This window comes from Streptomyces sp. C36 (assembly GCF_040932295.1).
Lineage (GTDB): Bacteria > Actinomycetota > Actinomycetes > Streptomycetales > Streptomycetaceae > Streptomyces > Streptomyces triculaminicus.
The window spans coordinates 62106-79973 of sequence record NZ_JBFQGI010000007.1; the positions used below are offsets into that span (position 1 = coordinate 62106).

The following is a 17868-nucleotide window of genomic DNA, read 5'->3' on the forward strand; positions in this document are numbered from 1 at the left end:
TCAGGTGTGGATGGCCCCTCAGCCCGGGTGGCCGTCGGGCCACTGCTCGTACCACCGCTGGTCCTCCTCCAGCTGCGCGGCGAGCGAGATCAGCAGCGGCTCGCTGTTGGCGGGCCCGAGCAGCTGGGCGCCGAGCGGCAGACCGGCGGCGGTGAGACCGGAGGGCACGCTGACGGCGGGCCAGCCCAGGACGTTCCACGGCCAGGCGTACGGACAGGCGGCGATCATCCGGGAGTTGGTGTCGCGGGTGCCGATGCCCGCCAGATGCCCGGTGCGCAGCGGCGGTACGGCCGTGGTGGGTGTCAGTACGGCGTCGAAACGCCAGAACATCTCGCCGATCCGGCGGCGCAGCGGCGCCTCCGCAGCGCGTGCGGCACGCAACGCGCCGCCGCCGAGAAGGGAGCCGCCGCGCGCGTTGACGCGCGTACGGGCATCCAGCAGCGCCCGGTCGGGCACCCGCGCCGCCCAGTCCCGGACCCCGGCCATCGACCGCGGCACGAAGGCGAACCCGATCGGCCCGTAGCGCGGGTCCTCCTCCACGACGTCGTGCCCGAGGATCTCCAGCCGGGTGGCGACGCGAAGGGTGGCGTCGCGGACGACAGGATCGAGCCAGTGCCGTACGGCGGCGAAGGCGGGCCGCAGCGACAGGGCGATCCGCAGCCGCCGCCGGGGCTCGCGCCCGGCGGCGGCCAGAACGTCCACGGCGGGCGGCCGGTGCAGATCACCGGAGTGCGACCCGCTCACCGCCTGCAGCAACAGCGCGGCGTCCCCGACGGTACGGGCCAGCGGCCCGTCCGAGGTGATCCCCCGGAACGACTCCCCCTGCGGCCAGGTCGACACGCGCCCGCGCTGCGGCTTGATCCCCACCAGGTGCGTCCACGCGGCCGGTATCCGGATCGACCCCGCCCCGTCCGACCCCAGCGCGGCCGGCACCAGCCCGGCGGCGACGGCCGCGGCGGAGCCGCCGGACGAGCCGCCGGGACTGTGCTCCAGGCTCCACGGATTACGCGTCACCCCGAACGCGGGCCCGTCGGTCACGGGCCACTGTCCCAGTTCGGGAGTGTTCGTCTTGCCGACGATCACAGCGCCGGCGGCCCGTAATCGGCGCACGGCCTCACTGTCGTCCTTCTTGCGCGGAAAGTCCCCGGAACACCCGAACGCCGTGGGCTCACCGGCCACGTCCATGTCGTCCTTGACGGCCAGCGGCACCCCCAGCAGAACCCCCCGCTCCCCCGCCGCCAGCCTCCGATCGGCCTCATCGGCCTCCCGCAGCGCCGCCTCGGCACGCACGATCCGGAACGCGTTCAGAGTGCCCTGCGTGGCGGCGATACGCCGCAAGGACCGTTCGACGAGCTCCCGGGAGGAAACCTGACGCTCGGCCAGCGCCTGCGCCTGCGCGGCAAGCCCTTCGCAGTCCCGGCCTACGTCCCCGCCTATACCCCCGCCTATGAAACCGGTCACCCGAGCCCCTTCCTCCCGATCGAACACACGGTAACGGGGCGAGAGTTGTACCGACAGCAGGCCGGGACTCCTGTGGGCCTGCGCCTTGCCGCCTCGCGTGATGGGGGACTGTCACAGGGTGTCAGTAGTCTGTGACGGGCGTGGGCGGGGAGGGGGAGTTCCGATGGCATCGACACCGTCGACACCATGGTCACCGGGTGCAGGGGTGGGGGTGAGCCCTATCCTGCCGAAGCCGGCCAGTGGTCTGATCATCGCGTCGGATTTCGAGTCGAAGTCGCATGACGAGTTGTATGCGATGGTCGAGCACGCGGATGTGGAGCGTACGACGCTGGTGGCGGCTCGGCTGGCTTCGGCGGCGGTGTTGATCGCGGAGTTGGGTGATGAGCTCAAGGGTCATGTGTCGCAGGTGCGGTGGGAGGGCGAGGCGGGCGAGGCCTTCCGTACGTGGGGGGCGGACATGGCCAACGCGACGTTGCGGCTGGGTGAGCTGAGCGGCAGTGCGGGTGAGTGGATGACGCATGCGGCGTCGACGCTGTCGAAGGTGAAGTCGGCGATGCCGAAGCCGTCGGCGTCGCGGGCGACGCTGGATGCGTACCGGCAGGCGAATCCGGAGCGGGTGGGGCAGGTGCCCTCGCCGCTCGTCACGGACCAGTCGGGGGGCCTGCGGACGCCGGGGCCCACGCAGCGTCAGGCGTACGAGGCCCAGCAGGCCCCTGCGGAGGCGGCACGCCTGATGCGCCAGCTCGCGGAGTCGTACGCGTGGTCGGCGCACCAGCTGTCGGTGGCGCCGCGGCCTACGTTCCGGCCGATGCCGGATAACTGGATGCCGGAGAAGGATGTCGAGAGGTATCGGCACGCTCCGGGTGGCGCGTCCTCGGCAATGCCCTCCGGGGGAGCTGCGGCAGCAGCACCACATTCCTCGGGAGCAGGCACATTTGCCTCGCCGCCCGTCGGCGACCGTGCGGGTTCCGTCGCTCCGACGATCAACCATCCCGGCTCCCCGGATTCCAGCAGAATCGACGGATGGCGAGACAGCCCTCCCGTCGTACCGAACTCCCCTGCCGCTCCCGCCCATCCGAGGCCGGACAGCAGCACGCCTACCAGCCCGCTTCCGCTGCCGCATGTGCCTACCCCTCCGGCCATTGGCTCGGAGCGCAGGCCGGTGGAGTCGGCAGGTCCTCGCGGTCGTGTGTCACCGGGTCAGGCAGGTCGGCTCCCTCAGGGCGTCGGCAGAAGCGGAGCGACCGGACCACCCTCTGCCACACCCTTTCCCCGCAACGTCGGGGATGGCATCGTCGGGGGCCGCCCCTCACCCCGGACCGGCGGGCAGCCGAGCGCGCAGCCTCCCAGGGGCGCTGTCATCGGTGCCGAAGGGCAGGATCAACGGCGGAGCGGCTCCCCGTTGCCCTACGGTCCCGGCGCCGGAGCAACGAGCGGCACCACAGGAACCGGTCGGGCGGGCGGTCCCGGCAGGCGGTTGGCGACCGAAACCGGCGGAGTCGTTGGCGGCCGCCCCCAACCACGCGGAAGCACTTCCGACCGAACGTTCACACCGGGCGGAGCTGGGCTGGTCCGGGCCCCGTCAACGGCCGACGGTTCACAGCGCGAAAGGCAGCGCCGACGACCCGACTATGTCGTCGAGGAAGAATCCGCCTGGACCGAGGGCCACCGACGCGTGGTTCCACCCGTCATCGACTGATGGCCGGAATCACGGCCCACAAGGGAAGGCGCATGCCGAAAAAGGCCAGAACCCGCAGCAACAGAGTGCTGGCTGCCGTAGCCATGCTGCTCTGTGCCAGCTTCATGAGCGCGCCGGCGCATGCGGACTCCATCCGTTCCCAGCAGTGGTACCTGGACGCCATGCGTGCTGAGGAGATCTGGAAGACAAGCACCGGTACCGGTGTGACCGTTGCCGTCATCGACTCGGGCGTCGACGCAACCCTTCCGGACCTCCGGGGGCAAGTCCTCGAAGGTCGTGACTTCACCGGACGAGGCGATGACGGCCGTACCGACGCGAAGGGGCACGGGAGCCGGATGGCCATGTTCATCGCCGCGACCGGAAAAGGCGACGGAACATGGGGCCTTGCTCCGGGGGCGAAGATCCTCCCCCTACGAGCCTCTGGAACCCGGGACGCCGCTACAAGCGGAGCAGCCATCGGATCAGCCGTTCGTTTTGCGGCCGACTCGGATGCAAAGGTCATCAACATCTCCCTCGCGAGAACGGCGGCGAGCCGCGAGGAGGCGGACGCAGTCGCCTATGCGCTGTCCAAGGGGAAGCTGATCTTCGCCGGAGTGGGCAACGACGGCGACACATCCAACCAGCCTCAGTACCCCGCAGCCACCCCCGGCGTCATCGGCGTATCCGCAGTGGACCAGGACATCAAGGCCGCCTCCTGGTCCCAGTACGGCCCCCAGGTCGACCTGGCCGCGCCCGGGACGAACATGGTGGCCCCGTGCACAGACGGCAGCAGCGGCCTCTGCATCGGCGAAGGCACCAGCGACGCCACCGCCCTGGCCTCCGCCTCCGCCGCCCTGGTCTGGTCCGCGCACCCCGACTGGACGGCGAACCAGGTCCTGCGCGTCCTCATCAACACCGCCGGCGGCCCCAAGAGCGGCGAGAAGCGCAGCGACAGCCTCGGCTACGGCGTCGTCCGCCCCCGCATCGCCCTGCAGAACCCCGGCGACCCCGGCCCCCCGGACGTCAGCCCCCTCCCCGAACTGGCCGCAGCCCCCGCGGCGAAGCCGAGCGCCGGCACGAACGCGACGGCCGCCGACGACAACGGCAACGGCACCGGCCTGCTCTCGACCCGCACCACCGTGATCGCGGCCGCCGTCACCGCCGTCGCACTGGCGGTCGCGGTCCCCACGCTCATCACCCGTCGCCGCCGCCGCAAGCCCCTGCCCGGCCAGGGCTGACCCGCCCCCTACCCCACCCCTTCCGAAGGCCAACCCGATGCCGCATGCCCTCTTGAGCCAAATCGACGCGATGTACGCCGCGCAACGCCCCAACCCGGCCGCGCTGGTGGGCGAGTTCCGCCGCACCGCGGTGCTGGTCCCCCTGGACGAGGCCGGTGGGCTGTGGTCCGTCGAGATGGACGGCATCCGCTGGGTGTGCGCGTTCACGGACGAAACGGAGCTCGCACGGTTCGCGCTGGCGCACGGCCTGACCGCCGACGCGTCGTGGGAGTACCGCTCGGTGCTGGGCGCGCGCCTGCTGGACGTGGTGGTTCCGGCGGTCGCCGGGCCCGCCGGCGTGGCGCTGAACATCGGCGGCGAGCGCCCGGCGCTGTTCCCGCCCGTACGCGGCATCGTCCCGGACGAGGTGGCGCTGGACGCGCCGGACACCCCGACGAATCGTTTCAGCACCGAGGAGGACCAGGACCGGTGAGCAACCACGGGGGCATAAACGCCGGCAAGGACGCCCTGGACGGCGTCACCAAGGGCATCAACGCCGCGATCGGCGAACTCAAAGAACTCGGCACCGCCGGCTCCGCCGCCGTCGGCCGCGGCTTCGAGGACCTCGCCCTGTCCGGCATGGAGACGGGCCATGACGGCCTGACGGCCGCGTTCAAGACGTTCTGCGAGCGGTGGGAGTGGGGCGTGCGGGCGCTGGTGCACGACGGCAGCCAGTTCGCGGAGCGTGTGGGCCTGGCGGCGGGTTACTACCACGAGGGCGACCAGTACGTGAAGGACACGGTCAAGGTGGTCGCCAACGCGGCCTTCGGCAACCCGCACCTGACGGAGGAGCAGGTGGAGGGGATGCGCATGAAGGACGTACTGGCCGACAACCCGTTCACGCAGGTCAGTGACGCCGACTACAGCAAGAAGTCGTTCGCGAAGGCGGCCGAGGACGCCGAGGAGACGTGGTCGCGGACGGCGAAGGACATCAGCAAGGCCCCGAACGCGGCTGGGCTGGCGGTCCGCCTGGGCAGCAAGATCGAGGACTACAGCTGATGAGCGGCTCGGCATTGAACCCCTTCAACATCGTCGACAAGGCCGGCGAGGCGGTCGAGGGAGCCGTCGACAAGGGCAAGAGGGCCGTCGGCAAGGTCGTCGACAAGGGCACGGACATCGCCGCCGACGGCCTGCACATGGTCGGCGCGGACGACGCGGCGGACTCGGTCGAGCATTGGGGCGACAAGGCGGCCTCCAGCCTCGGCGCCCATGTCGGCGAGCACCGGCTGGGCGAGACCGAGGACCCCAAGGAGCTCGTTCACGGCGACGCGAAGCAGATCAACGCCGCCGCCAAGCACCTGCGCAACTTCCACACCGCCTTCGACACGACCCACACGGCTCTTCTGAAGGTGCGCGCCACGGACGGCTGGAAGGGCGAGGGGGCCGACGCGTTCACGGCGAAGTTCGTGGAGCAGCCGAAGAAGTGGGCCGAGGCGGCCGACGCGTGCGAGGCGGCGGCGGGCGCGCTGGAGACGTACGCCCACACCGTCACCTGGGCCCAGGGCCAGGCGAAGGAGGCGATCCGCCTCTGGAAGCGCGGCAAGGAGACGAACAAGAAGGCGGCCGGGGCGTACGACCGCCAGGTCGAGGCCTACAACGCCACACTCGCCGAGGCCGCCCGCAATTGCCAGGTCCCCGGCCCGGAGCCCACCAAGCCGGACAACCCCGGCAAGGCGGACTTCAAGGAAGCCGAACGCCTCCTCTCCGAGGCCCGCAAGCAGCGCGACACGGCGGCGGGCGAGGCGAAGACAAGGGTCGACGCGGCCGTCGCCAACGCCCCACAGAAACCTTCCTTCAGTCACCGCATGATGGCCACCGGCGCCGACGTCCGCGACGGCGGCAAGGTCGAGCTCCTCCACGCGGGCGGCGGCGTGGTCCGCTCGGTGACGGACATGGCGCGGACGGCCCGCAGCGTCAGCCCCTTCGACCCCTACAACCTCTCCCACCCCGCGGAGTACCTGACCGGCGTCAACAACATGGCCGCGGGCACGCTCTCCCTCGCCTCCCACCCCGAGCGCGTCCCCACCACCCTCCTCGGCACCGGCTGGGGCAAGGACCCCTCCGAGGCCAGTGGCCGCCTCTTCGGCAACGTCGCCGCGACCGTCGTGACCGGCGGCGCCAGTGCGGGCGCGGCGGCCGGCGAACGCACGGCCATAGCGGGCGCCCGCCGCGGAGCCATGGAGGGAGCCGAGGGCGCGGCGGCGAAGTCGGCGCCGAAGGAGAAACCGCCGACGCCGGCGCGGGAGAAGGTCACCGAGGACCCGAACGACCTCACACGCAGCAAAGAGAACAAGGTCTGCGAACAGGACCCTGTCGATGTGGCGACCGGCCGCATGCTGCTGCCACAAACGGACGTCACACTTCCAGGATCACTCCCCCTCGTCTTCTCCCGTCACTTCGAATCGTCCTACCGCTCGGGCGTCCGGTTCGGCCCCACCTGGGCGAGTACCGCGGACCAGCGCCTGGAGATCGACTCCGAAGGCGTCATCTTCGTCGGCGAGGACGGCGTCCTGCTGTCGTACCCGCACCCGGCCCCGGGCGTGCCGACCATGCCGGCCGTGGGCAGGCGCTGGCCGCTGTCGGTCGATGCCGACGGCACGTACTCGGTCAGCGACTCCGCCGGCGGCCGGAGCTGGCACTTCCGCCCGTACGATGCCGGACTCGCGCTGCTCGAGGAGCTCACCGACCGCAACGGCCACCGCATCAGCTTCCTGTACGCGGCGGACGGCACCCCCACCGACATCGTCCACGACGCGGGCTACCACCTGCGCGTCTCCACGGACATCGGCCGCGTCACGGCCCTGCACCTGGCCGGCGCGGGACCGGACGGCGCGGACCTCGAGCTGGTGCGTTACGGCTACACGGACGGCCACCTGTCGGAGATCACGAATTCCTCGGGCGATCCACTCCGCTTCGGCTACGACGACCAGGGCCGGATCACCTCGTGGACCGACCGCAACGGCAGCCACTTCGACTACGTCTACGACGAACGCGACCGCTGCGTCGCACAGTCGGGCGCGGCGGGCCACCTGCGGTCGACCTTCGACTACGACGAGACGGACCGGGAGACCGGCCTCCGCGTCACCGCCATCACCGACTCGCACGGGCACACCAAGCGCTTCGTGATCGACGACGCGCTGCACGTGGTGGCCGTGATCGCGCCGAACGGCGCGACGACCCGCTCCACATGGGGCACGCACAACCGGCCGCTCTCCCACACCGACGCCCTCGGCCGCACCACCACCTTCCGACACAACGACGACGGCCGCCTGGTCGCGGTGGTCCGCCCCGACGGCCGGGAGGCACGGGCGTCCTACGACGCCGCGGTGGGCCTGCCGGACACGGTGACGGATCCGGACGGATCCGTGTGGCGCCAGACGTACGACGCGGCGGGCAATCGCACGTCCGTCACCGACCCGACGGGCGCGGTGACCCGCTTCACGTACGACGCACTCGGCCACCCGGCCACCGTCACCGACGCCGTCGGCAACACCACCCGCCTCCGCTGCGACGCGGCCGGGCTCGTGGTCGAGGTGACCGACCCCCTCGGCGGCGTCACCAGCTACCGGCGCGACGTGTTCGGCCGCGTGAAGGCCGTCGTCGATCCGCTCGGCGCCACGACCCGCATGTGGTGGTCGGTGGAAGGGCACCTCCTCCGCCGCGTCGGCCCGGACGGCGCCGAGCAGTCCTGGACGTACGACGGCGAGGGCAACTGCCTCACCCACACCGACGCGGTGGGCGGCGTCACGACGTACGAGTACACCCACTTCGACCTGCTCACCGCGCAGACCGGCCCCGACGGCGTGCGTCACGAGTTCACCCACGACACGGAGTTGCGGCTCACCCAGGTCACGAACCCGCAAGGCCTGACGTGGGACTACACGTACGACGCACTCGGCCGCCTGCTCGAGGAGACCGACTTCGACGGCCGACGGCTGACGTACGCCCACGACGCGGCCGGCCGGCTGGTCGCCCGTACGAACGCCCTGGGCCAGACCACCACCTACGAGCACGACGTGCTCGGGCGGGTGGTGGCCAAGGACGCGGACGGCGACGTGACGACGTACGCGCACGACGCGGCCGGCCGCCTGCTGGAGGCAGCGGGTCCGGACGCGACACTGGTCTACGGCCGCGACCGGCTGGGGCGGGTGAAGTCGGAGACGACGAACGGCAGGACGCTGACGTTCACCTACGACGACTTGGGCCGCAGAACGCGCCGCATCACGCCGATGGGCGCCACGAGCACCTGGACGTACGACGCGGCGAGCCGGCTCACGACGCACACGGCCTCAGGCCACACGTTCGACCTGGAACGCGACGCGGTCGGCCGTGAGGTCGCACGCCACTTCGGCGACAACATCACGCTGCGGCACGCGTGGGACGACGCGGGCCGTCTGACGAGCCAATCTCTGGTCACGGATGCCACCCCGCTCCAGAACCGGTCCTTCACCTACCGCCGCGACGGCTACCTGACGTCCGTCGACGGCCGCACCTTCGATCTCGACCCGGCCGGCAGGGTCACGGCGGTGAACGCCCCCGGCTGGCAGGAACGCTACGCCTACGACGAGGCGGGCAACCAGACCCACGCCACCTGGCCCACCACCCACCCGGGCCAGGAAGCCCAGGGCCCCCGCGAGTACACGGGCACCCGCATCACCCGCGCCGGCACCATCCGCTACGAACACGACGCACAGGGCCGCGTCATCCTGCGCCAGAAGACCCGCCTGTCGCGCAAGCCGGACACCTGGCGGTACGAATGGGACGCGGAGGACCGCCTCCGCTCGGTGGTGACGCCGGACGGGACGCGCTGGCGGTACCTGTACGACCCGCTGGGCCGCCGCATAGCCAAACAACGCCTGACACCGGGCGGCGAGGTCGCGGAACAGACCGACTTCACGTGGGACGGCCCGACCCTCACCGAACAGACCACGGTCTCGGCCGACCTCCCCCACCCCGTCACCCTCACCTGGGACCACGACGGCCTCCGCCCGGTCGCCCAGACGGAACGAATATCGGCCGCAGACGCCTCACAACGCGAGATAGACAGCCGCTTCTTCGCCATCGTCACGGACCTGGTCGGCACCCCAACGGAGCTGGTGGACGAGACGGGCGAGATCGCCTGGCGCACCCGCACCACCCTCTGGGGCACCACCACCTGGCCCAAGGACAGCAAGGCCTACACCCCCCTCCGCTTCCCAGGCCAATACTTCGACCCCGAAACGGCCCTCCACTACAACTTCCACCGCCACTACGACCCGGAGACGGCGAGATACACCAGCCCGGACCCGCTGGGCCTGGCCCCGGCGCCGAACCCAGCGGCGTACGTCCACAACCCACACACGTGGTTCGATCCACTGGGGCTGTCAGGGTGCGGTGAGAACAGTCGGCTGAAGGGCGTCGATTCTCCTGCGAGACCAGGGCCCTGGGACCTGACAGGCAAAGACCCTACAAGTGTCGTTCCCGAAAATGCTGGCGTGCGCCAACTCACACCTGACCCTAATGGAGGCGCTCAGTACGGCTTGGAGTACAAATGGGTCGACTCCGAGGGCAGAACGGTACGCTTGAGAATGCACGGGCCGGACGGGAATGCTCCCGAAGGCTCAAATGCCGCAGTCGGCGACTCGTACCGAATTCAGTTCGGCGGCAAGTATCAGGACGAGTCGGGGAACCTGTATCCGCGAAACGTGCACAACGAAAATAGCCCTCACTATAATCCCGATGCCGCAAACGCCACACACATTCCGTTGCCTTTCGATCTCACCAACCCCTGAAACATATTCACCTGAAAAGGAGCGACATGTCTGTAGGCGACAAGCGGCTCATTGATTTGGTCAGGGGGCTTACCTCTATTCGACCTGAAGAACGGGAGGCATCCTGTGGGACGGTAACCGACTGGGTTGCCTCATTCGACGTTCGCGAAGTCGGCCTCGTGGCTACACTCTTGGCCTCGGCTGCCGCTCAGGAAAGAATCCCAGCCTGCAGGGAGAGCCAGCTGCACGCGCTCGTCGAGCTGGTAGACACCGGGTTCGTGCTATCTGTGCATACGGCACCGCTCTGGCAGGTCGACAGGGAAGAGCTCGGAATCTCGGAAGTCGAGCACTTGGACTATCTGAGCGGTGAACTCCAGTAGGAGGAAAACCCCCAAGTCTTTGACTTCCATAGAGCATCACGCGAAGCCCACGCATCAGCACTTTCTGAATGGGGCGGAACGGATAACCTGATACGCACCCATGCAGAATTTGGAACCGAGATGGGCGTTTACGGGGACCGATCCCTCATGTCGTTCGCCACTGACCTGGAACGCGCAAAGTTCTTCGCCAACGGTGGGCCTGCATACATGGCAAGAATCCACCCGAACGAAGGAATATGGCAGACGCTCGAGACTTCGACAGAGAGTGAAGTTCTGATACCGCACGGGATCAAGGTGAAGCCATGGAAAGAATAGACCCCATCCTCGGAATTAAGATACCAGTAACTTACATTCCGACAGGAGAAGCCCCACCAGAAGTGCAGAGCATCAAGAACTTCAACGAGCAGGACGATCGAGCGCTGGCCGATCATCCTAAACTTCGGCGAATCATCGTACGGTTGGCACCCAACTGGCCACCGGTACTCCTTTATTTGCACTGGAGCGACGGAACAGACCTGGTTCAGCTCGATACCAGAGTTTCCAATAATTCTGCCACAGAGAGCGATTTCAGTGGTGCCCACGCAGGCGAGGCACAGAGAGTATCCTGCTTCAAATGCGGATCCCTGTTTCGGGCAGTCATGCCCAATGCAGTCGTACCGATATTCGACGATCAGGTTCGACGTTTTCGCTCCCACCGGTACAAGACACACTGCCCTGTCTGCGGTGAGCGGATGGTTCAAACGCCGCTTGAGTTCATCGACGCCGGCTGAGCGACTGCACACGACGGTGGAAACCGGTGGCACCAGGACCTCCGCCCGCCAGAATGACTGGACCGACCACTACGGACTTGCTCCCTATCCCGATGGGACGGGAAGAGGAGTCCCATCCCCAATCAGGCGGTATTCGTGGTAGACACTTCCGACTGGGAACGGGCGAGCAATCGCCGACTCTGTGACCTCCTCACATCGGGGCCTTGTTCCTTCAATCGCGAGTGGCTCAAGGACGGCAACAAGAGGGTCGCACCATTTGCCGCTCATTCATCCCTGGACAGTCGCCTTGCAGATCGCCTGAGCCAAGCGGCCCGGAAATCGGGGCAAGACCACCTGATTGTCGGACGCCTGAGCCCCGCACAAGCCGACAAGCAGGCAATGCGCATCCCCTCGGCCGCAGCGGACACCTTGAAGCTCCTTACCTGGCGCGACGAAAATTTCGTTGCCGCGCTTCCCGACCTCTCAGGCGCGCTGCTCATGACAGATCAGCGCTACGCCTTGATAGCAGGGGGTGAAGAATACTTCGGGCGCAGCGTACCCGAAGGGGCCGATCAGGCTATCGTTAATTTCAAACGCTATGCACAACGTGTCGGCCAGAACCACCCCGCCGTGGCGCACATTGCCGCGAAATTCCAACCGCGCCAGACAGCCTGGGCCAGGCGCAGCGAAACAGCTGAAGGGTCAGCCACGTCGGATCAGTTGTCACTGATGACAGCTTTTACGGAAGATGAAATCAGCGCGCCACATTTCGCAAAATCCTGGTTGGCTGCCCGGCGGCGCTCTCTGCAGGGCCATGAGCGCCTGCGTGAGCAGTTTTCCAGGATCTTGGGCGAAGTCTTTTACGCCCTAGACAACTATTCTATCGACCCGAGATTTCATGAAGAGGGAGACCTGACCGACGGCCAGTTGAAAGAGGTTGTCAGACATGCCTTGACCGACCTAGACCTTCTCGAGCGCCGCTGAGTCAAGCCGCATTTCCCCGCCCAGCGACTGAGAGTGCAGGCGTCGGCTTTGGCAGGATGACCGCATGCTCATCCTGGCTCTGACGCTCCTGCTCGCCGCTCCCGTGCTCGGGATCGCCGTGCTGGTCAAAGCCGTGCGCGTACTCGTTGCGCGGCGGTTTACGCGGCGCGTCGGGGCTTCGGCCTGGGGCGAGGGGGCCTGGTGGTGGGTGGGGCCGTGCTGGCGTACAGCGTCGGGGTGTGGGGCGTGCTGCTGGGCGATGCGCCCGACTGGTGTCCCGCCGTGAGGTTCTACGGCGACCCCGAAGCGCCGGATCACGCGCGGATCGAGCAGAGTGCGTTTCCGCTTTCCACACGGTGTGTGTCCGACGTCCACGCCACCGTCGAAATGGTGCCGGGCTTCGTCAATCCGGCCATCGTGGTCTGCCTCCTCGGAGCCGTCGTCTTCGCCGGCGTGGCCGGTGTGAAGCGGCGGCGGAAATCCGGTGGCACCACCGCACCCGCCCCGGCAAACTCCGCACGTGCGTGAGTCAGTTGAAGTGTCGGGACTGGTGCTGCGGCCCTGGGGAGCCGAGGGGGATGTGGATGCCGTCCTCGAGGCGTTTGCCGAGCCGTTGATGCGGTGGCAGGCGCCTCAGCCCGTGGACTCCGTCGAAGACGCACAGCAGTGGGTCCGGGCGCGGGGCGCGCAATGGGAGGCCGGAAGCGCCTTCTCCTTCGCCGTCGTCGATGGACACGGCGGCGACGGGGCCGTGCTCGGCAACGTCGCCGTCAGCGCGGTCGACCGGCGGCATTCCACTGGCTGGGTGTCGTACTGGATCACCCGCACCGCGCGCGGGCGCGGCGTCGCCACCCGTGCCTGCCGGGCCGCCGCCCGCTGGGCGTTCGACGATCTGGGGCTGTTCCGGCTCGAACTCGGGCACCGGGTCAACAATCCGGCCTCGTGCCGCGTCGCGACCGCCGCCGGCTTCGCCACCGAGGGCATTCAGCGGCAGAAGCTCCTCTACGACGGCGTGCGCTACGACGTCGAGTCGCACGCCCGGCTGGCCACGGACCCGGACCCGGAACCGGAACCCACCACCCCATGAGGTTCCGGTCACTTCACGGGCGAGTCGTCGCCGTCGATGAAGTCCGTCACCAGCTTCACGAACGTGTCCTCCTGCTCGAAGAGCATCACGTGCCCCGCGTCGATCTCCGCGTACGTGCTGTGCGGGATCGCGGCGTGCAGGGCGCGGCTGTGCTCCACGGGGACGGTGATGTCCTGGGTGCCGCCGAGGACGAGGGTGGGGGCTTCGATGCGGGGCAGCAGGTGGCGGATGTCGACCCGCAGGTCGTAGGCGACGTGGCGCAGGGTGCCGGTCGTGGGCGGCATGTTGGGGATCAGGGCCTCGAACGCGTCGTGGCCGATGGCGTTGAGGAAGCCGCGGCTGAAGCCGGTCATCGCCACGGCGCGGCCGAAGGAGGCGGGGTCGGTGGTGCCGAGGTCCTGCCAGAGGGTGAAGAGGCTGCGCAGGTACTCGTCGCTGTCGGTGTGGGCCCAGCCGGCCGTGAGGATGAGGCGGCGTACGAGGTCGGGGCGCAGGGCGGCCACGGTGGCGGTGACGGTGGCGCCCATGGAGAAACCGAGCAGGTCGACCGGTCCGTCGGCCGCTTCCTCGATGACCGCGATGACCTGGGCGGCGATCCCTTCGGAGGTCAGCGGGCGGCCGTCGTCGACGGTGGCGTCCGTGCCCGACAGGTCGGGGGTGATCACGATGCGGTGTCCGGCGAACCGGGGCGCGGTCTGTCCCCAGTTCAGAGCGGCGCCCGACGATCCGGTGCCGTGGACCAGGACGAGCGCGGGGCCCGTGCCGGTGCCGGTCTTCTCGTAGTGGACCTGTGCGCCGTCGACGTTGATGGTGGCCATGGAACGCTCCCTGCCTTGAGTCGCCGGGGCCCTCTGCTCCGGCCCGACTCACTCTGCCGTCGTGGCGAAGAAGCCGGGAGAGACCTCTTCAGCCTGGGATCGGGAGTCCCTGGTTGAGCCGTCGGCGCGTGCTGCAGGATGATCGCCATGACGATCGACCGTGCCGCGCTCTCCGACTTCCTGCGCCGTTCCCGTGACCGTGTGCGCCCGCAGGACGTGGGCCTTCCCCTCGGTCCGCGGCGGCGCACGCCGGGGCTTCGCCGCGAGGAGGTCGCCCAGCTCGCCGGGATGTCGGCCGACTACTACATCCGTCTCGAGCAGGGCCGCGGCCCGCAGCCGTCGCCGGAGATGCTCGCCGCGCTGGCCCGCGCCCTGCGCCTGTCCGACGACGAGCGCGACCACCTCCACCTCCTCGCCGGCCGGCGCCCGCCCGCCGGCCGTACGTCCGGCGATCACGTCGGCCCGGGGCTGCTGCACCTCCTGGACCAGCTGCCCGCCACCCCGGCCCAGGTCGTCGGCGACCTGGGTGACGTCCTGGCCCAGAACGCCATGGCCGAGGCGCTGCTCGGCGGGGTGTGCACGGTGTCGGAGCACGGCCGCAACATCATCTGGCGCTGGTTCACCGACCCCGACCAGCGCGCCGCCTACCCTGCCGACGAGCACGACTACTACAGCCGCCTGCACGTCGCCGACCTACGGGCGTCCTTCGGCCGGCGGGCGGGCGACCCCGCGGCGACGCGTCTGGTGGAGCGGCTGAAGGGGGCCAGCGAGGAGTTCGGCGCCCTGTGGGAGCTGCACGAGGTCGCCGTACGCCGGGCTACGCGCATGCGGGTGCTGCACCCGCTGATCGGTCCGGTCGACCTCGACTGCCAGGCGCTGCTCGCGCCGGAGGGAGACCAGCGGGTGATCCTCTACACCCCGCCCGTCGGCAGCGACACGGCCGAACGCCTCGCGCTGCTCAAGGTCGTGGGCACCGGCCAGTTCGAAACGGTGGGGTGACCCGGGCCCAGGCGCCCCGGCCGCCCCACCGCGTACGCATCACCGGTTACCGCGACAGTCACCGTGATGCGGGGCTACATCAGCTCTCGTCGTATGGCGGCTCCTCCGTGATTACCCCCCGGACAACAGTTGTCAAGAGGACTTGCCGGAGAAGAGGGTGGATAGGCCTCTATATCGACATATTCATACCTTTGGGGCAGCCGATCCCTCGCCCGGCACCCCGCCTAGCGCAGCACCGGCAGCGGCGACCGCGTCGAGCGTCCGGTCGCCGCCTCGATGAAGTCGACCGGAGGGGCCACCTCCGCCAGCAGTCGGGCCGTGTCGCCGAGCGCCTGCGGCGGTACGAGCGGGGGCCGGCCCAGCGCCCGCTGTACGTCCAGCAGGTGCACCGTGGCCTCCAGCAGCACCAACCGCACCGCCTCCACCAGCTCGACCACCACCCCCGTACCGCCCCAGGGCACGACCCGAGTCGCCTCCGCCACGCGCAGGCGCCGCAGCGCGCCGGGCCCGCGCACGGCGAAACGTTCGACCAGCTCCCCCCGCCCGGCCTCCGCCGCCCCCGAGACCGCCCGGTCCGCGACCGCCCCGGCCACCGTGTGCGCCAACCCGCCGGGGGCGTTGAACCGCCGGAGCGCCTCCACGGCCTTCACCGCCTCTTCAAGAGAAGAGGACATGGACGGCGGCAGCGGACCGTCCATGTCCCTCGGGAACGTCGAGTGGTGCGCGTACACGGCGGCCACGTCCCACCCCGGACAGCGGGTCGCCGCCGTCCACTGATCCTCGGTCAGATCCGTGCCGAGTTCGGCCCAGACCCGCCACGTCCGTTCAAGAGCATCCAGCCTGTCGCGATACACGACGACGTCGTCCATGCGCCGACTGTCCCACAACGCGAAGAACCCTCACCAGACCGGTCAGATCGCGTCCCACCCCGCCGCCGCGTGCAGCCGCATCACCTCGTCGACAAGGCCTCCGTCCACCGGAAACCGCACCTCATCGATCTGCGAAACCGCCGCGACACCCATCGAGTTGCAGACGAACGCCCTCTCGAAGCGCCCGACCTCGTCCAGCCGTACCGGCTGCCGCCGCCACGCCACACCCGCCCGATCCAGCTCCCGCCGCAGCACCAGCATGGCGATGCCGTCCAGCGCGGGCGCGTCGGGCCAGACCACCGTGTCCCCCTCGATGAAGCCCACGTTGGTGATCGCCCCCTCGGCCACCTCGCCGTCCGACCCCACCAGCAACGCCTCGTCGAACCCCTCGGCCCGCACCCGCCGCAGGTAGTACACCTGGCCGAACGACCCCACGTGCTTCAGGCGCGCCAGCGGCCGTACGTACGGCACGCTGCGCAGCCGCTGCGGCGCCCCGGGGCCCGCGAGAGGGGGCCGTACGACCACCGTCGTGGTCGGGCCGGCGTCGAGGCCGCCCATGGCGTGGACGTAGACGCGTACGTCCGCGTCGACGACCCCCGCCCCGCCCAGCGCCCGCCGGACGCGGTCGCGTACGCCCCCGCCGTCCATTCCCTCCCCGAACATCTCGCGCGTCGCCGCGTCGAGCCGCTCGAGGTGGAAGTCCAGGCCGCGCACCCGGCCGTCCCTGACCTGCATGGCCGTCATGTGGCCGTAGCCGCCCATCAGCGCGGACAGCAGCGGCCCGGCGTCGACGGCCCGGCCGTCCACCTCGGCGTACGGAACGGAAAGATCACTCATCGCCCCGCACCTCCCCTTGCACCCGGTCGAGAGGCGTCAGGTCGAGCAGAGCCAGCCGGTCGGGGTCGACGAGTACGTCGATGGCGACGACCTTGCCGTCCACCACGGTGAAGGCCATGACGGACCACCGCCACGCGCCGTCGACGACGACGACTCCGGCCGCCCCGTTGATGAGCGCCGGTCGTATGTACGGGGTGAGCTGTCCGAAGGTGACCGCCTGGCCCGCCACGGTCCGTGCGCCCTGCAGCACCACGGACAGCCCGGACCGCGCGACGCCGCCGTCGGCGCGCAGCACGACGTCGGGGTCGAGTACGGCCACGAGCGCCTCGAAGTCGCCGTCGTGGGCGGCGGCGAAGAAGGCGTTCACGGCTTCGCGCTGGCGACCGAGGTCGGGGTCGGGAGCCGGGGCCTGCCCCTGCACCCGGCGGCGGGCGCGGCTCGCGAGCTGCCGCGTCGCGGCCGGGGTCCGCTCGAGCAGCGGGGCGATGTCGTCGAAGGGCACGGCGAACATGTCGTGCAGGACGAACGCGAGGCGCTCGGCCGGCGTCAGCATCTCGAGCACCACCATCATGGCCAGCCCGACCGAGTCGGCCATCAGGATCTCCTGCTCGGGATCGATCCTGGACTCGTGACTGATCAAGGGGTCGGGTACGTACACCTCGAGCGGGTCCTCGCGCCGCTGCGCGCGCGAGCGCAGCATGTTCAGGCAGACGCGTCCGGCCACCGTGGTCAGCCAGGCGGCGAGGTTCTCGATGCTGGCGGCATCCGTGCGGCTGAGGCGCAGCCACGTCTCCTGGACGGCGTCGTCGGCCTCGGTCACCGAGCCGAGCATCCGGTAGGCAACCGCCCGCAGACGCGGCCGGTGCTCCTCGAATCGCTCCGCCGAAAAAGTTTTCTCCCCCACCTGTCACATTCCTTTCGTACGCCGGGTCATGACAGCAGAAGCTCGAAAACTAACCGACGCGAACGGAAGTGCGAA

16 protein-coding genes are annotated in these 17868 nt (G+C 69.5%); 10 read left to right on the plus strand and 6 right to left on the minus strand.

All coding sequences use genetic code 11. The features are described from left to right. Positions 1-18 precede the first annotated feature (18 nt). Both AB4K12_RS21555 and AB4K12_RS21560 read right to left on the minus strand, forming a co-directional pair. A complete protein-coding gene (locus tag AB4K12_RS21555; protein WP_368435750.1) occupies positions 19-1461 on the minus strand; it encodes an amidase in 1443 nt (480 codons plus the stop codon). Between the two features lie 393 nt (positions 1462-1854). Beyond that, positions 1855-2106 (minus strand): hypothetical protein, encoded by a 252-nt coding sequence (locus AB4K12_RS21560; RefSeq protein ID WP_368435751.1) that lies wholly within the window; start codon positions 2104-2106, stop codon positions 1855-1857. 1215 nt (positions 2107-3321) lie between these two features. On the opposite strand from AB4K12_RS21560, the gene mycP reads away from it, so the two are divergent. The 9 genes from mycP (at position 3322) to AB4K12_RS21605 (ending at position 13366) form a co-directional block, all read left to right on the plus strand. Continuing rightward, positions 3322-4377 (plus strand): type VII secretion-associated serine protease mycosin, encoded by a 1056-nt coding sequence (mycP, locus tag AB4K12_RS21565; protein ID WP_368436080.1) that lies wholly within the window; start codon positions 3322-3324, stop codon positions 4375-4377. 52 nt (positions 4378-4429) lie between these two features. Beyond that, positions 4430-4849: an SseB family protein gene (locus AB4K12_RS21570; RefSeq protein ID WP_368435752.1), complete on the plus strand. Its 420-nt coding sequence runs from the start codon at positions 4430-4432 to the stop codon at positions 4847-4849. Next, positions 4846-5415 (plus strand): hypothetical protein, encoded by a 570-nt coding sequence (locus tag AB4K12_RS21575; RefSeq protein WP_368435753.1) that lies wholly within the window; start codon positions 4846-4848, stop codon positions 5413-5415. The genes AB4K12_RS21570 and AB4K12_RS21575 overlap by 4 nt, the downstream gene beginning before the upstream one ends. Beyond that, positions 5415-10187, plus strand: a complete 4773-nt coding sequence (locus AB4K12_RS21580; RefSeq protein ID WP_368435754.1) for a putative T7SS-secreted protein — start codon at positions 5415-5417, stop codon at positions 10185-10187. Before AB4K12_RS21575 ends, AB4K12_RS21580 begins: the two co-directional genes overlap by 1 nt. A gap of 26 nt (positions 10188-10213) precedes the next feature. Continuing rightward, positions 10214-10546 carry a hypothetical protein gene (locus AB4K12_RS21585; protein WP_368435755.1) on the plus strand — a complete coding sequence of 111 codons (333 nt, stop codon included), beginning with the start codon at positions 10214-10216 and terminating at the stop codon, positions 10544-10546. 302 nt (positions 10547-10848) lie between these two features. Then, positions 10849-11316, plus strand: coding sequence for a hypothetical protein (locus AB4K12_RS21590; protein ID WP_368435756.1), 468 nt, complete (start codon positions 10849-10851; stop codon positions 11314-11316). 135 nt (positions 11317-11451) lie between these two features. Continuing rightward, positions 11452-12279 (plus strand): colicin immunity domain-containing protein, encoded by an 828-nt coding sequence (locus AB4K12_RS21595; protein ID WP_368435757.1) that lies wholly within the window; start codon positions 11452-11454, stop codon positions 12277-12279. 216 nt (positions 12280-12495) lie between these two features. Then, positions 12496-12807 (plus strand): hypothetical protein, encoded by a 312-nt coding sequence (locus AB4K12_RS21600; RefSeq protein WP_368435758.1) that lies wholly within the window; start codon positions 12496-12498, stop codon positions 12805-12807. Beyond that, the gene (locus AB4K12_RS21605; protein WP_368435759.1) at positions 12800-13366 is read left to right on the plus strand and encodes a GNAT family N-acetyltransferase; all 567 of its coding nucleotides are present in this window, start codon (positions 12800-12802) and stop codon (positions 13364-13366) included. Before AB4K12_RS21600 ends, AB4K12_RS21605 begins: the two co-directional genes overlap by 8 nt. Before the next feature lie 8 nt (positions 13367-13374). Here the strand turns inward: AB4K12_RS21605 and AB4K12_RS21610 are convergent, their stop codons facing one another. Further along, a complete protein-coding gene (locus AB4K12_RS21610; protein WP_368435760.1) occupies positions 13375-14184 on the minus strand; it encodes an alpha/beta fold hydrolase in 810 nt (269 codons plus the stop codon). 138 nt (positions 14185-14322) lie between these two features. Between AB4K12_RS21610 and AB4K12_RS21615 the strand changes: the two genes are divergently transcribed. After that, a complete protein-coding gene (locus tag AB4K12_RS21615; RefSeq protein ID WP_368435761.1) occupies positions 14323-15183 on the plus strand; it encodes a helix-turn-helix transcriptional regulator in 861 nt (286 codons plus the stop codon). 224 nt (positions 15184-15407) lie between these two features. Here the strand turns inward: AB4K12_RS21615 and AB4K12_RS21620 are convergent, their stop codons facing one another. Genes AB4K12_RS21620 through sigJ form a run of 3 tightly spaced genes read right to left on the minus strand, consistent with a single transcriptional unit; the run spans position 15408 to position 17793 of the window. Then, positions 15408-16052, minus strand: coding sequence for a maleylpyruvate isomerase N-terminal domain-containing protein (locus AB4K12_RS21620; protein ID WP_368435762.1), 645 nt, complete (start codon positions 16050-16052; stop codon positions 15408-15410). A gap of 42 nt (positions 16053-16094) precedes the next feature. Then, on the minus strand, positions 16095-16889 hold the full coding sequence (locus AB4K12_RS21625; RefSeq protein WP_368435763.1) for an aminotransferase class IV: 795 nt from the start codon (positions 16887-16889) through the stop codon (positions 16095-16097). Further along, positions 16882-17793 (minus strand): RNA polymerase sigma factor SigJ, encoded by a 912-nt coding sequence (sigJ, locus tag AB4K12_RS21630; protein ID WP_368435764.1) that lies wholly within the window; start codon positions 17791-17793, stop codon positions 16882-16884. The genes AB4K12_RS21625 and sigJ overlap by 8 nt, the downstream gene beginning before the upstream one ends. Positions 17794-17868: the final 75 nt, after the last annotated feature.

Bases quoted from the DNA above. Each gene is read 5' to 3' on its own strand.
- AB4K12_RS21610 (WP_368435760.1), bottom strand. From the start codon at position 14,184: ATGGCCACCATCAACGTCGACGGCGCACAGGTCCACTACGAGAAGACC.
- mycP (WP_368436080.1), top strand. From the start codon at position 3,322: ATGCGTGCTGAGGAGATCTGGAAGACAAGCACCGGTACCGGTGTGACC.
- AB4K12_RS21580 (WP_368435754.1), top strand. From the start codon at position 5,415: ATGAGCGGCTCGGCATTGAACCCCTTCAACATCGTCGACAAGGCCGGC.
- AB4K12_RS21585 (WP_368435755.1), top strand. From the start codon at position 10,214: ATGTCTGTAGGCGACAAGCGGCTCATTGATTTGGTCAGGGGGCTTACC.
- AB4K12_RS21620 (WP_368435762.1), bottom strand. From the start codon at position 16,052: ATGGACGACGTCGTCGTGTATCGCGACAGGCTGGATGCTCTTGAACGG.
- AB4K12_RS21615 (WP_368435761.1), top strand. From the start codon at position 14,323: ATGATCGCCATGACGATCGACCGTGCCGCGCTCTCCGACTTCCTGCGC.
- AB4K12_RS21590 (WP_368435756.1), top strand. From the start codon at position 10,849: ATGGAAAGAATAGACCCCATCCTCGGAATTAAGATACCAGTAACTTAC.
- AB4K12_RS21625 (WP_368435763.1), bottom strand. From the start codon at position 16,889: ATGAGTGATCTTTCCGTTCCGTACGCCGAGGTGGACGGCCGGGCCGTC.